Origin of the sequence: Roseomonas chloroacetimidivorans (assembly GCF_049629625.1) — a bacterium.
GTDB lineage: Bacteria > Pseudomonadota > Alphaproteobacteria > Acetobacterales > Acetobacteraceae > Roseomonas > Roseomonas chloroacetimidivorans.
Window position 1 is genome coordinate 14,574 of the sequence record NZ_JBNBZS010000010.1, and the last position, 12,725, is coordinate 27,298.

Below are 12,725 nucleotides of genomic sequence, written 5' to 3' on the forward strand. Positions count from 1 at the left end.
GCGCTCGTCAGGCGCGGCAGGGCGGGGTGCCTGCCCCGCCGAGGGCCAGCAAGGTTTCCACCCCGGCCTCGCCATTCACCGCGCGACCCAGAGCCAGGAAGCGGTCCCGCTCCATCGAGACATCGGCGGCGATCCAGACCGCCTCGCCCTGGCCGTGCCGGAGGACCTGCACCTGCCAGCCCGGCGGGGCCGTGGCGGGCAGCGCGCCCGAAGGACCGGTCCAGATGCCCAACCGGCAACCCCGAGGCCCGACATAGCCGGCATGGAAGCCGCCGCCGACCGGCTCCACCGAAACAAGCCGCAGGCCGGCCGCGGTGAGGTCCGGCGGGGTGAAGCCCTGCACCGCCGGCCGCACCGTCTCGGCCAGGAAGCGCCGATGGGCCTCGACGACCGGCACCTGGGCCGAGGGCCAGGCCAGGGCGGCTCCGAGGCCGACCACGACGCAGACCGCCGCCGCGGCGGCCCAGGCCATGCGTGGGCGAAAGGCCGGGGTTGGCATGGTGGGAAGGGAGGGCGCGGGCAACCCGGCATCCAGGGCTGAGGTCACGGCCCGCAGCCGGGCCAGGGCCGCGAAGCGTGCGGCCAGGACGGGATCGGCCGCCAGCGCTTCGGCGGTCTCTGCGGCGGCCGGGGGCGACAGCTCGCCATCCAGCAGCGCGCTCATCATCTCATCCGCAGATTTCACGGCGCGCTCCTTCGGATTGGGACCACGCGGCTTCCGGCGATCTCCGCCAGCATGGCCGCCCTTGCGCGTGCGAGGCGGCTCATCACGGTGCCAACCGGGATGCCCAGGGTTCCGGCCGCCTCGAGATAGGTGAAGCCCGCGATGTCCACCAGCGCGACCAGTTCCCGCTGATCAGGGGACAGACGCTCCAGGGCCTGACGCACCGTGATCTCCGCAATCATTCCGCGTGGGTCGATGGTGGGCTGGCCGTGCAGCGCGTCCTGCTCCGCCGCATGGGCCATGGCCACGCGGGAATGCCGGGCCTGGTCGATGAGGATGTTTCGCAGGCAGCGAAAGAGATAGAGCCGGGCCTCCGTCTCGTCATCGGGCACGCGGCGGGCGGCCAGGAAGCGCGCGGCAGCTTCCTGCCAGAGATCCTGGCCGGCATCCGGGTCACCCGTCAGGGCGCGCGCATAGCGGTGCAGGCTGGCCCCGTGCCGGGCCAGCAAGGCATGGCGGTTTCGCACCCCGGTAGCTTGCGGCAAGCGCCCCGGGAATAAAACCACGGGGCAGCCCGTTCTCTGTGCAGTGGCCCGTTCAGGGCTCCGAGGGAGAGAACGTCCATGACCATCGAGCACAGCCTCATGGAGCTTTACCAAGAGGATCCGGAGCGGGCGGATGCCCTGGCCTTCGGCCGGCGCGGCGCGCTGAAGGGCGCGGCCCTGGCCGCCATGGGAGCCGCGCTGGGCGGCACGATTCCTTTTGCCGCGCGGATGCCAGAGGGCCTTCTTCCCGCCGCTCTCGCCCAGGGCACCGGCGGCACGCCGACGCTCCGCATGGACGGCAAGGCGCCGCTCATCCTGCTCGGCGAGCGTCCGCTGGTGGCGGAAACGCCGGAGGCGATGCTGGATGACGACGTCACCCCGGTGGACAAATTCTTCATCCGCAATAACGGCCAGATTCCCGACCGCTTCGCAGGCGACCCGAAGACCTGGCGCATCAAGATCGATGGCGAGGTGAACACCCCGCTCGACCTCAGCCTCGGCGATCTGGAGAACCGGTTCGAGGTGGTCACGCTGCAGTTGCAGATGGAATGCGGCGGGAATGGCCGCGCCGCCTTCACGCCGGAGACGCGCGGCAACCAGTGGGGCAATGGCGCCATCTCCAACGGAGAATGGACCGGGGTGCGGCTGCGCGACGTGATCCGCGCCGCCGGGCCGAAGGACACGGCCCGCTTCACCGGCCATTACGGTGCGGACCCGCACCTCTCCGGTGATACCTCCCGCCCCGCCATCAGCCGCGGCATGCCCATCGCAAAGGCCATGGAAGATACAACGCTGATTGCCTTCCGCCTGAACGGGCAGCCCATTCCGCAGGTCCATGGCTATCCCGTGCGGCTCATCACACCGGGCTGGCCCGGCAGCCTTTCCCAGAAATGGCTGACGCGGATCGTGCTGCGTCCCACGCCGCATGACGGGCCGGGCATGGGCGGCACCTCCTACCGCGTGCCGGTGAAGCCGATCGTGCCGGGCAGCCGCAACGATGGGGCCGATTTCGTGGACATCGCCTCCATGCCCGTGCGCGGGCTGCTGACAAACCTCGCCCATGGTTCGCGCCTTGCGGCGGGCACGCGGCGGCTGGATCTGCGTGGCCATGCCTGGGCCGGGGACAAGACGGTTCGGGCGGTCCATGTCTCCTCCGATTTCGGCGCAACCTGGATGGAGATGCGGGTGAACGAGCCGCCGAACCGCCATGCCTGGCAGCGCTGGCAGGGCACGCTGGAACTGCCCTCCGACGGGTATTTCGAGCTTTGGACGCGGGCGACGGACAGTGACGGAAAGATGCAGCCCCATGCGGCCGCGAACTGGAACCCGCAGGGCTATGCGGCAAACGCCATGGCGCGCACGGCGATCCTCGTCGGATGAGCTTCTCCACGCTTGAAAAGGGGATGATGGGCGCGACCTGCGCCCTCGTCCTGCTTGTCCTGGCGATGGACGTGCCCTCGACCCGACGTCCCGCGCCGCCCGTGCCCTATCCGCCCACTCCAGCGGCGCTGGCCACTGCCCGGGCGGACCAGGCCGCGGCCGAGCGCGCGGCGGCGGCCAAGGCGGAAGCGGAGCGCCTGGCAGCCGTGCAGAACCCGGGTGAAACCGAGGACATCCTGCCCGCCGGCGATGCCCGGGAGGAGGTCTTCGCCCGCTGCACGGCGTGCCACAGCACCGCGATCATCCGACGCAGCGGCTTCAGCCGCGAGCGTTGGGACGAGTTGATGGACTGGATGACAGAGAAGCAGGGCATGGCGCCGCTGGAGGGCGATGTGCGGACCCGGGTGGTGGACTACCTCGCCGAGCATTTTCCGCCGCGCCGCTCCCCGCGGAACGCGAATCCCTTCCTGAACTGAACCTGCCGCGGATGCGCCGGGCCCGCATCCGCGCGGTCAACCGCCCTTTAACACCCTAGAGTCACCCTGCGGTCGGACAGCGGGTGCGGGGCCGTGGCAAGAGGCAGGGGCAAAGGCGCCACTATCGTCATCAGGAGGGAGGAAGGCAGGGAAGGCGGCCATCACGGCGGCGCCTGGAAGGTCGCCTATGCCGATTTCGTCACGGCGATGATGGCCTTCTTCCTGCTGATGTGGCTGCTGAACGCGACGACGGAGGATCAGCGCCGGGGCCTCGCTGACTATTTCAACCCCACCAATGTCCTGGGCCAGCGAATGAGCGGCTCGGGCCAGCCCTTCGGTGGCCGCACGCCGCATGAGGCCGGGGAGATGGCCTCGAATGCCTCCTCGGTGCGAGTGGAGATCGGGCCGCGCCCTGTGATCTTCGACCTGGAGGAGGATGACAGCGACACCCCCGCCACCCCTGTGGAGCGGCGCGAAGGCCCGAAGGGCGATGACGAGACGGCCACCCCCGCCCGACTGATCGCCTCCCGCGCCGAAGGACAGGGCGGGGCGAGCGCCGGCAAGGCGGAGGAAACGGGCAGCCCCGATATGGCCCGCGCCTCCGCCGAGGCATTGCGGGAGGAGCTTGACCGTCGCGAGCGCGCCGAGTTGGACGGGCTGGCCGAGCAGATTCGCGCCGCGGTGCGCGAGGATCCGGCCCTGGCTGATCTGGCGAAGCAGCTTCAGGTGGAGCAGGTGCCGGAAGGCTTGCGGATCCAGCTTCTGGATGCGGAGCGGCAGCCGATGTTCGCCCTGGGCGGCAGCACCCCCGGGGACAAGGCGCGGGCGCTGCTGGCGAAGGTGGCGGCGGTGATCAACCGCGTGCCCAACGCCGTTGCGATCAGCGGCCACACCGATGCGACGCCCTTTCGCCTGGGCGCGCGATCGAACTGGGATCTCTCGGCCGAGCGCGCCAATGCCACACGGCGCCTGCTGGCCGAGGGCGGCGTGTCCGAGGCCCGTATCCGCAGCGTCACCGGGCTGGCCGAGCGGGAACCGCTGCTAGCGGATGACCCGCAAAACCCGGCCAACCGCCGCGTCTCCATCCTGCTGCTGCGGGAGAATGCCGGGAACCCCGCTCCGTGATGGTGATCATCGGCTTCGTGGTGACGATGATCACTGTCTTCGGCGGCTACACGCTCTCCGGCGGCAAGTTCGACATCATCCTGCATGCGGTGCCGCTGGAAGGACTGATGATCGGCGGCGCCGCAGTGGGCGCCTTCGTCATGTCCAACTCGCTGCACGACGTGAAGCACACGCTCGGCGGCTTCGTGAAGATCTTCAAGGGCGCCCGCTTCGATAAGGGCGACTATGTGGAGATGCTGTCGCTGCTCTACTGGTTCGTGCGGTTGGTGCAGACCAAGGGCGCCATGGCGCTGGAGGTTCATATAGAGAAGCCGGAGGATAGCCCGGCCTTCGCGAAATTCCCGAAGATCAAGGCAAATCACCACGCTGTCGCGATCATCTGCGACTATCTGCGCATGGTCGGCATGAATGCCGATGATCCGCACCAGATCGAGGATGTGATGGCGCGGGAGTTGAAGAAGCTGCGCGAGGAGGAGATGCATCCCAGCCACGCCATGCAGAACATGGCGGATGCCCTGCCGGCACTGGGCATCGTCGCGGCGGTGCTGGGCGTCATTAAGACCATGGCCTCCATCGACCAGCCGCCCGCCGTGCTGGGCGCGATGATCGGCGGCGCGCTGGTCGGCACCTTCCTGGGTGTGCTTCTGGCCTATGGCGTGGTCGGCCCCCTGGCCGCCCGGCTGAAGGGCGTGGTGGAGGAGGAGACCAAGTATTTCGAGGTGATCCGCGCCGTTCTGGTGGCCCATCTGCATGGAAACGCGCCCCAGGTCTCCGTGGAAACGGGGCGGAAGATGGCGCCCTCCTCCCACATGCCCAGCTTCCAGGAGCTGGAGTCCGCACTTCAGGAGTTGCAGATCGCCTGAACCACGGTTACGCGCGGGACATGGAAGATACCGCCCCTTTTCACGATCTCCTCGGCATCACGGTAGATGAATGGCGCGACGGCTTCGCCCGCCTGGCGCTGACCGTGGAGCGGAAGCACTTCAACCGCAGCGGCGTGCTTCATGGGGGCGTGCTGCTGGCGATGATCGATCAGGCAGGTGCCTATGCCGGGCTGTTCTGCACGGTGCCCGGCAATGTCCGCCGCGCAGTGACGCTGGATCTGAACACCCGTTTCACCGGCCAGGTCACGGAAGGACGCATCCTGGCAGAGGGCCGGGTGGTCTCCGCCGGGCGCAACATTTTCTTCACCAGCACCCAGGTGCTGGGGCCCGATGGCAAGATGGTGGCCTTTGGCTCGGGCACCCATCGCTGGCGCAGCGGAAGCCAGGTGCCGGAGGGCGTGCCAGCGGACTCGCCGCTCCGGTGAAAAAGTCGGGAGAGGTATTTCCCTGACCTCTCTCTTCAGGCTCCGCCCCAGTTCATCGTCAGCCCACCATCCATCACCACGACCTGTCCCGTGATGTATTCGGCATCCGGGCTGGCCAGGAACAGCGCCAGCTTCGCGATCTCTTCCGGCTGGCCGGCCCGGTGCCAGGGGATCTCCTTGAAGGAGGCCTCGCGCTTCGCCGGGTCGTCCAGCCGCTCCTGCGTCATCGGCGTCTGGATCAGGCCGGGGGCGATACCCACCACATTGATCTGCTGCGGAGCCAGCTCCACCGAGAGGCTGCGGACCAGTGAACCAAGCCCGGCCTTGGACATGCCGTAGGGCGCGCTCTCATCCGTCGGCAGGTGCTGGGCGACAGAGGTGATGTTGATGATCTTGCTGCCCTGGGGCGGCTTCTGCCGCAGGAAGGCGCGGCAGCAATAGAGCGGACCGAAGAGGTTGGTGCGGATCACCACCTCCACATCTTCGTCCGCGAGTTCGGCCACGGGCTTCTTGCTGCCCATGCCCTTGCCCGCGTTGTTCACCAGGATGTCCGGCACGCCCAGTGCCGCCCGCGCTGCCTCGAAAGCGGCATCGACCGCCTTGGAGTCCTGCACATCCAGCTGGGTGACGAAGGCGCGGCGGCCCACGGATTCGACTCGCTGCGCCGTCTCGGCCGCGCCCTTCTCATCCGTGTGCCAGGTGATCGCCAGATCGGCCCCTGCCCGCGCAAAGGCGACCGCGATCGCCTGCCCGATTCCCGAATCGGCCCCGGTGACGAAGGCCACCTTGCCCTGCAGCACCATCTGCCCATTCCATTTCGTGGAGAGAGCAGGTGAAGCGCCCGGCGGAGGGAGGGGTTGCGGCTATTTCCCGCGGCGCAGGCTTCGCAAATTGGCGGAGACGCGGCGATGGGCCGGGCGAGCTGCCGCGGCCATCACTGCCGCCGGGTCCGCTCCGCGCATGGCAGCGCGGCCGGCGGCGAACCAGCCCTCGGTGAAGGCGCGCTGCTTCTCCAGGGCCATCCGGGTCAGCTCGGCCCCTGCCCCGTCGGGGCGGGCCATCAGGTCCATACTTCGTAGGGTGAAGACCCAGCCCGCCTGCCACGCGAGGAGGCCCCAGCGGGCGGGATCGTTCATGAAGGGCTCGTCACAGTTGGGCGATGACCGCTTCGGCGCTGCTCACCTCAAAGGCGCCGGGCTGCTCGACGCCGACATAGGTTACCTTGCCGTCCTTCGCGACCAGGGCGAAGCGCTGCGACCGCACGCCCATTCCGCGGGCGGTCAGGTCCATCTCCAGGCCCAGCGCCTTGATGAAGTTGGCCGAGCCGTCGGCCAGCATCACGACTTCGTCGGCCACGCCCTGGTCCTTGGCCCAGGCCTGCATCACGAACGCGTCGTTCACGGCCACGCAAGCGACGGTGTCCACGCCCTTGGCCTTCAGGGCTGCGGCCTGCTGCACGAAGCCCGGCAGGTGCTTGGCCGAGCAAGTAGGGGTGAAGGCCCCAGGCACGCCAAACAGGACCACGGTTCCGTTACCCAGCAGGGAGGCGGTGTCGACTTCCTTCGGCCCCTCGGCCGAGGCCTGCATAAGCTTGACGGAGGGAATGGTGTCGCCGGTCTTGATGGGCATGATGTCCTCACGGGCTGCGGGCAGGCCGCAGTTTCGGCCCCTGTTTCGTCCCGCTGTCAACGGGCGCCATCGCCCCGTCCCTTACCGCGTTGCACCAGATGGGGCCAGGGGCGGGTTGCAGGCCCCCTTCCCTGGCTCCATCTTCCAGGCATGACCCGGCGCCCAAAGGATAAGGCTCCCCCTCCCAGCCTCGAAGATCTGGAGGATGAGATGGAGGAATCGGAAGAGATGGAAGGCCAGCCGCCTATCCAGCTCAACCGCATGGCCAAGCCCGGCCCGGCGGAGGAGGGATGGCTTGGCGGCCAGGTCCTCATCGCCATGCCGAGCATGGAGGATCCGCGCTTCGCCCGGAGCGTGATCTGCCTCTGTGCCCATTCGGCAGAAGGGGCGATGGGGATTGTCATCAACCGTGCCATTGAAAATCTGACCTTTGACGACCTGCTGAAGCAGCTCGACGTCACGCCGGTTCCGCCCCAGCGCCGGATCCGCCTGCATGCCGGTGGTCCGGTCGAAGGCGGCCGGGGCTTTGTGCTGCACACGCAGGACTGGTCCAGCGAGGGCAGCTTGCCGGTGGAGGGCGGCTTCGCCCTGACCGCCAGCGTGGACATCCTGAAGGCCATCGCCTCGGGCGGCGGGCCGCGTCAGGGGTTGCTGGCCCTTGGCTATGCCGGCTGGGGCCCGGGGCAGCTCGAGAGCGAGATCGCCCATAATGCCTGGCTTAGCGTCTCCCCAGACGAGGCCATTCTCTTCGAGGAGGAGGACCAGGACGCCAAATGGCGCCGGGCCCTGGCGAAGCTGAAGGTGGACCCGCTGCTTCTGGTGGACACGGCCGGACGGGCCTGAACCGAAGCGGGGTGACGCGCCGGGGTTGACAGGGGGGGGCTGCCTGCCCCTCTTGCCGCCCCGAACACGACCAGACCCAGGGTCCCTGCCCCATGCACGCCTATCGTACCCACACCTGCGGCGCCCTCCGCGCCGCCGATGCCGGCAAGACCGCCCGGCTCTCCGGCTGGGTGCACCGGAAGCGCGACCATGGCGGCCTGCTCTTCATCGACCTGCGGGACCATTACGGCCTGACCCAGTGCGTGGTGCCGGCCGGTTCCGCGGTCTTCGAGGCGGCCGACAACCTGCGCCCGGAAAGCGTGATCACGGTCACCGGCCAGGTGGTGGCGCGCGAGCCCTCCACCGTGAACCCGAAGCTGCCGACCGGTGAGGTGGAGCTGCGGATCGCCGAGCTTTCCGTCCAGTCCACGGCCGATGTGCTGCCGATTCAGGTGGCCGGCGAGCAGGAGTTCCCGGAGGAGCTGCGGCTGCGCTACCGCTTCCTCGACCTGCGGCGGGAGAAGCAGCACCGCAACATCATGCTGCGCTCCGGCGTAATCGCCAGCATCCGCCGCCGGATGATCGAGCAGGGCTTCACCGAGTTCCAGACGCCGTTGCTGACGGCTTCCAGCCCCGAGGGCGCGCGGGACTTCCTGGTCCCGGCCCGCCTGCATCCCGGCAAGTTCTACGCGCTGCCGCAGGCGCCGCAGATGTTCAAGCAGCTGGCGATGGTGGCGGGCTTCGACCGCTACTTCCAGATTGCCCCCTGCTTCCGCGACGAAGCCGCGCGCGCCGACCGCTCTCCGGGCGAGTTCTACCAGCTCGACTTCGAGATGAGCTTTGTTACGCAGGAAGACGTCTTCGCCGCCATCGAGCCCGTGATGCATGGCGTTTTCGAGGAGTTCGGCGGCGGCCGCATTGTGACCCCGGCGCCCTTCCCGCGCATCGCCTATGACACGGCCATGCTGGAATACGGTTCGGACAAGCCGGACCTGCGGAACCCCATCAAGATCACCGACGTAACCCAGCACTTCGCGAATAGCGGTTTCGGCCTCTTCGCAAAGATCGCGGCCTCGGGCGGCATCATCCGTGCCATCCCGGCCCCGGGTGCGGCGGATAAGCCGCGCGGTTTCTTCGACAAGCTGAACGAATGGGCCCGTGCCGAGGGTGCCGGGGGTCTGGGTTACATCCAGTTCGCGGCGGATGGCGCCAAGGGCCCGATCGCCAAGAACCTGGAGGCCGACCGCGTGGAGGCCATCCGCGCCGCCTGCGGGCTGAACCCGGGCGACGCCGTCTTCTTCGCTGCCGGCAAGAAGGAGGACGCTCAGAAATTCGCGGGCGCCGTCCGCACCCGCCTGGGCAACGAGCTGGACCTGATCGAGAAGAACGCCTTCCGCTTCTGCTGGATCGTGGACTTCCCGATGTATGAGGAGAATGAGGAGAAGCCGGGCGGCATTGATTTCAGCCACAATCCCTTCTCCATGCCGCAGGGTGGGCTGGAGGCGCTGAACTCCATGAACCCGCTCGATATCAAGGCGTATCAGTACGACATCGTCTGCAACGGCATCGAGCTGTCCTCGGGCGCCATCCGCAATCACCGCCCGGACATCATGATCCGTGCCTTCGAGATCGCCGGCTATACGGCCGCGGAGGTCGAGGAGCGGTTCGGCGGCATGCTGAACGCCTTCCGCTACGGCGCCCCGCCCCACGGCGGCTCTGCCCCAGGCATTGACCGCATCGTCATGCTGCTGGCCGATGAGCCGAACATTCGCGAGGTCACCCTCTTCCCGCTGAACCAGCAGGGCGAGGACCTCATGATGAACGCCCCCGCCCCGATCGAGCCTTCCCGTTGGAAGGAGTTGCACCTGAAGCCCGACCTTCCCCCCGCGAAGGACACGGCGAAGGGTGCAAGCGCGCCGAAGAGCGCCTAAGTCTTGGGGTGAACCGGAAAGGCTCCTCGATGCGCCTACGCTCCCTTCTTGCTGCCACCGTCACCCTGGGCACGGCTCTCGCCCTTGCCGGCCCAGCCCCTGCCCAGCCAGCCGCCCCGGTGGCGGCCCCGGGAGCGAACCAGACCCCGGCGGCGCTGCCGGGATCGCAGGACATGGTGGCGCATCGCGCTGCCTATCGCCTGACCTTCGACAAGGCGCGGGACAATTCCGACGTCTCGCGGGCTGATGGCGTGATGCTCTTTGAGGTGCTGGATGCCTGTGACGGCTGGGCCAGCCGCCAGCGCCTGACCATGCGCCTGCAGGACCGCGACGGGCAGGCGATCGAGACCGCCTCCGACTACTCGACCTGGGAAAGTAAGGATGGCCGCCATCTGCGGTTCTCCATGACGCAGATGACGGCCGGCGCTGTCAGCAACCGCGTCTCCGGCGAGGCGACGCTTCAGCCCGACGGCAGCGGCGTGGCCACCTATGAGCAGCCGACCCCGCATACGGAGACGCTGCCCCCGGGCACGCTGCTGCCGATGGCCCATACGATCCGCGCCATCGCCACCGCCCGGGCCGGCCAGCGCATGCTCAACGTGCCCCTGATGGATGGCACCAGCGAGGATGGGGCGCAGGACAGCACCACTGTGCTTTCCCCCTGGCAGAAGGAGGCGCAGACCCAGCCCCGCTTCCCGCTCCTGGCCAACCAGGAGAGCGGGCGGATGCGGATCGCCTTCTTCGGCAAGGATAGTAATGGCGGCGGCGCTTCCTCCCCGGACTACGAGGTGGGGCTGCGCTATTTCGCCAATGGCGTGGCGGATGAGCTGAACATGGATTTCGGCGAGTTCGCGGTGAATGGCCGCCTGGAAACGCTGGAAGCCGTTCCAGGCGGGTGCTGACGCCCGTCAACGCATAGGGGCGACAGGCTGACGCGGCGCGCAGCCTGATCGCCGCCAGGTGGCGACTACAGGTTGAACGCGGCGCGCAGCCCAATCGCCTGGAAATCCCGGTCGGGCCCGGACAGGCGGGTGGTCCCGTTCTCGTATTGCATGGTGAAGCGAAGCTGCTCGGTCGGGTACCAGTTCAGCCCGACCGTCCAGATGCCCTGCCGGGCGCCCTGCCCGCCATCCCGCAGATTCACGGCGCTGTAGCGGGCGCCGATTTCTAGCGCGCCCCAGCGATCCTCCGGCATCGGACGCTTCCAGGTCGCCCCGCTGGAGGCTCGCTCACGCGGCCTGCCACGCAGCGGATACAGCAGCTCGGCATACCAGCCCTCGTAGCGGCGGTCGGGGCCACTCACGGTGTCCACCTCCACGCGCTGCCACACCGCCTCGGCATAGAAGCGGCCAATGCGGCCGGCGAATTCCGGCCCCGCCGCCCAGGCGCCGTCCGCGCGGATCGTGCCGCTGTCCAGGAAGCGGCGCGTGTCCATACGCAGCTCGGGGTAATCGCGCAGGCGGATGGACTCGGGCCCGGGGCTCGTGCCGGGATGGAATTGCGCCGCGACATCGACGCCGAATTGCAATTGCAGACCCGGCTGGTCCACCGCCAGCACCACCGCGCGGCCGACCAGCCCGCGCTGCCGCTGGTCATGCGGGGTGGAGGCGACGCCGCCCGTGCCGTAGGCGCTGATATTCCAGCGCGCCCCAGCCCCGCCGATCGCTCCATTCGCCTCCACTCCGGCAGCCAGGCGCGTACTGCCGGAAGCAAGGCTGGCGGCGATGTTGCTGATCGCCGCGCGCTCCATGAAAGGCAGATCGAAGGAGGAGCCGGAATATTCCGGCAGGTGCTGCAACTGGAACGCGCCGGCACGGATGGCGACGCCCTGGAAGCCGCGATAGGCGATCTGCGCCTCGTAGAGATTGCTGTAGTCGTTGGGACTGGAGCCACCGAACTCCCAGGTGAAGTCATAGGTGAAGTCCCGCAGCACCGTGCCGGTCACGCCCAACCGGCCGCGGCGCAGGTTCACGCCGCTGCGATAGCCACCCGGCTCCTCCTGCCCGAAAAAGGATCCCGCATCGGCGTCCAGCCGCAGCTTGGGCGCCAGGGTGAAGTTGCCATCCGCGAGTTGCAGGGTCGGCGTCAGGCCGTCCCACCGGATGCCATCCGGACGTGCGGCTTCCTGGGCCAGGGCCGGAGAGGCCAGGGCGGCAAGAAGCGCCGCTGAAAGTCTCATGCGATGGGGAATGACCAAGCCTCCGGTCGGGAACGAGGCCCGCTTCCTACCGGCCTTCCGCGAGGGATGGTCTAAGCAATGACGTGAACGCCGTGTAACCAATCAGAAAGTTGATCACGGATGGGCGCGAATGGCCTTCCGCCAGTGCGACCGACCGGGGGCGGAACCAAGCTCCGCCCCCTCGCCCGCCTTAGCGGGCCGGCATGCTCCCGACCTTGTCCAGCAGCACCACCGCGGCATCCACGCAGGCGCGGGTCGATTCACCCTCGGCGCAGCGGATGTGGATGGCGGAATCGTCGCGCTCGATATGGAAGCTCGCGGCGCGGGACGGTGCATGGCGGTGGTGCCAGCCGCGCATCGGGCCGGGGCCCTCCATGCCGGGCCCGCGCGGGCCACCCGGCGGGACGGGCATGGGGGCCTGGGCCTGCGGCCCCGGAGGTGGCGGCGGGGTGAGCGCCTGGGCCTGCGGAGCAGGTGGCGCGGCCGGGCTGGGAGCGGTCTGCGCCAGGGCCAAGCCAGTCACGCCGGTCAGGGCCAGGGCAGCGGCCAGAAGCAGGGGTTTACGCATGATGGTCACCTCCAACGCCGGTAGTTCCGGCAGGAACCATCCTGCACCGGATGGGGTTTCCTGTGCGGCGCGGCCGGCAACGGAGCGTAACCGGGGG

Annotated in this window: 15 protein-coding genes; 8 read left to right on the top strand and 7 right to left on the bottom strand. The window is 68.6% G+C overall.

Annotation, left to right across the window (positions count from 1 at the left end):
• Positions 1-7: 7 nt before the first annotated feature.
• Positions 8-685, bottom strand: a complete 678-nt coding sequence (locus ACO1BU_RS08745; RefSeq protein ID WP_424135542.1) for a hypothetical protein — start codon at positions 683-685, stop codon at positions 8-10.
• Positions 682-1,209: an RNA polymerase sigma factor gene (locus ACO1BU_RS08750; RefSeq protein ID WP_424135543.1), complete on the bottom strand. Its 528-nt coding sequence runs from the start codon at positions 1,207-1,209 to the stop codon at positions 682-684. Before ACO1BU_RS08750 ends, ACO1BU_RS08745 begins: the two co-directional genes overlap by 4 nt.
• Before the next feature lie 78 nt (positions 1,210-1,287).
• Here ACO1BU_RS08750 and ACO1BU_RS08755 point away from each other — a divergent pair, with 78 nt between their 5' ends.
• The 5 genes from ACO1BU_RS08755 to ACO1BU_RS08775 all read left to right on the top strand — a co-directional run bounded on the left by ACO1BU_RS08755 (position 1,288) and on the right by ACO1BU_RS08775 (position 5,499).
• The gene (locus tag ACO1BU_RS08755) at positions 1,288-2,589 is read left to right on the top strand and encodes a sulfite oxidase (RefSeq protein WP_424135544.1); all 1,302 of its coding nucleotides are present in this window, start codon (positions 1,288-1,290) and stop codon (positions 2,587-2,589) included.
• Positions 2,586-3,065 (top strand): hypothetical protein, encoded by a 480-nt coding sequence (locus ACO1BU_RS08760; protein ID WP_424135545.1) that lies wholly within the window; start codon positions 2,586-2,588, stop codon positions 3,063-3,065. The genes ACO1BU_RS08755 and ACO1BU_RS08760 overlap by 4 nt, the downstream gene beginning before the upstream one ends.
• A 93-nt stretch (positions 3,066-3,158) precedes the next feature.
• A complete protein-coding gene (locus ACO1BU_RS08765; protein WP_424135546.1) occupies positions 3,159-4,190 on the top strand; it encodes a flagellar motor protein MotB in 1,032 nt (343 codons plus the stop codon).
• Entirely contained in the window at positions 4,187-5,053 is an 867-nt protein-coding gene (gene motA / locus ACO1BU_RS08770; RefSeq protein WP_424135547.1) for a flagellar motor stator protein MotA, read from the top strand. The genes ACO1BU_RS08765 and motA overlap by 4 nt, the downstream gene beginning before the upstream one ends.
• Before the next feature lie 20 nt (positions 5,054-5,073).
• Positions 5,074-5,499 carry a PaaI family thioesterase gene (locus ACO1BU_RS08775; RefSeq protein ID WP_424135548.1) on the top strand — a complete coding sequence of 142 codons (426 nt, stop codon included), beginning with the start codon at positions 5,074-5,076 and terminating at the stop codon, positions 5,497-5,499.
• Between the two features lie 35 nt (positions 5,500-5,534).
• Here ACO1BU_RS08775 and ACO1BU_RS08780 read toward each other — a convergent pair whose 3' ends face one another.
• The 3 genes from ACO1BU_RS08780 to ACO1BU_RS08790 are packed head-to-tail and all read right to left on the bottom strand — an operon-like array spanning position 5,535 to position 7,128.
• The gene (locus ACO1BU_RS08780; RefSeq protein WP_424135549.1) at positions 5,535-6,302 is read right to left on the bottom strand and encodes an SDR family NAD(P)-dependent oxidoreductase; all 768 of its coding nucleotides are present in this window, start codon (positions 6,300-6,302) and stop codon (positions 5,535-5,537) included.
• 60 nt (positions 6,303-6,362) lie between these two features.
• Entirely contained in the window at positions 6,363-6,635 is a 273-nt protein-coding gene (locus tag ACO1BU_RS08785) for a hypothetical protein (RefSeq protein WP_424135550.1), read from the bottom strand.
• Between the two features lie 10 nt (positions 6,636-6,645).
• Entirely contained in the window at positions 6,646-7,128 is a 483-nt protein-coding gene (locus ACO1BU_RS08790) for a peroxiredoxin (protein WP_424135551.1), read from the bottom strand.
• Between the two features lie 210 nt (positions 7,129-7,338).
• On the opposite strand from ACO1BU_RS08790, the gene ACO1BU_RS08795 reads away from it, so the two are divergent.
• The 3 genes from ACO1BU_RS08795 to ACO1BU_RS08805 all read left to right on the top strand — a co-directional run bounded on the left by ACO1BU_RS08795 (position 7,339) and on the right by ACO1BU_RS08805 (position 10,783).
• The gene (locus ACO1BU_RS08795) at positions 7,339-7,971 is read left to right on the top strand and encodes a YqgE/AlgH family protein (RefSeq protein WP_424135552.1); all 633 of its coding nucleotides are present in this window, start codon (positions 7,339-7,341) and stop codon (positions 7,969-7,971) included.
• Positions 7,972-8,063: 92 nt separating this feature from the next.
• Positions 8,064-9,881 (top strand): aspartate--tRNA ligase, encoded by a 1,818-nt coding sequence (gene aspS / locus ACO1BU_RS08800; RefSeq protein WP_424135553.1) that lies wholly within the window; start codon positions 8,064-8,066, stop codon positions 9,879-9,881.
• A gap of 29 nt (positions 9,882-9,910) precedes the next feature.
• Positions 9,911-10,783 (top strand): cell envelope integrity EipB family protein, encoded by an 873-nt coding sequence (locus ACO1BU_RS08805; protein ID WP_424135554.1) that lies wholly within the window; start codon positions 9,911-9,913, stop codon positions 10,781-10,783.
• A 65-nt stretch (positions 10,784-10,848) separates the two neighbouring features.
• Here the strand turns inward: ACO1BU_RS08805 and ACO1BU_RS08810 are convergent, their stop codons facing one another.
• Both ACO1BU_RS08810 and ACO1BU_RS08815 read right to left on the bottom strand, forming a co-directional pair.
• Positions 10,849-12,060, bottom strand: a complete 1,212-nt coding sequence (locus tag ACO1BU_RS08810) for an OprO/OprP family phosphate-selective porin (protein WP_424135555.1) — start codon at positions 12,058-12,060, stop codon at positions 10,849-10,851.
• A gap of 190 nt (positions 12,061-12,250) precedes the next feature.
• Entirely contained in the window at positions 12,251-12,628 is a 378-nt protein-coding gene (locus ACO1BU_RS08815; protein WP_424135556.1) for a hypothetical protein, read from the bottom strand.
• Positions 12,629-12,725: the final 97 nt, after the last annotated feature.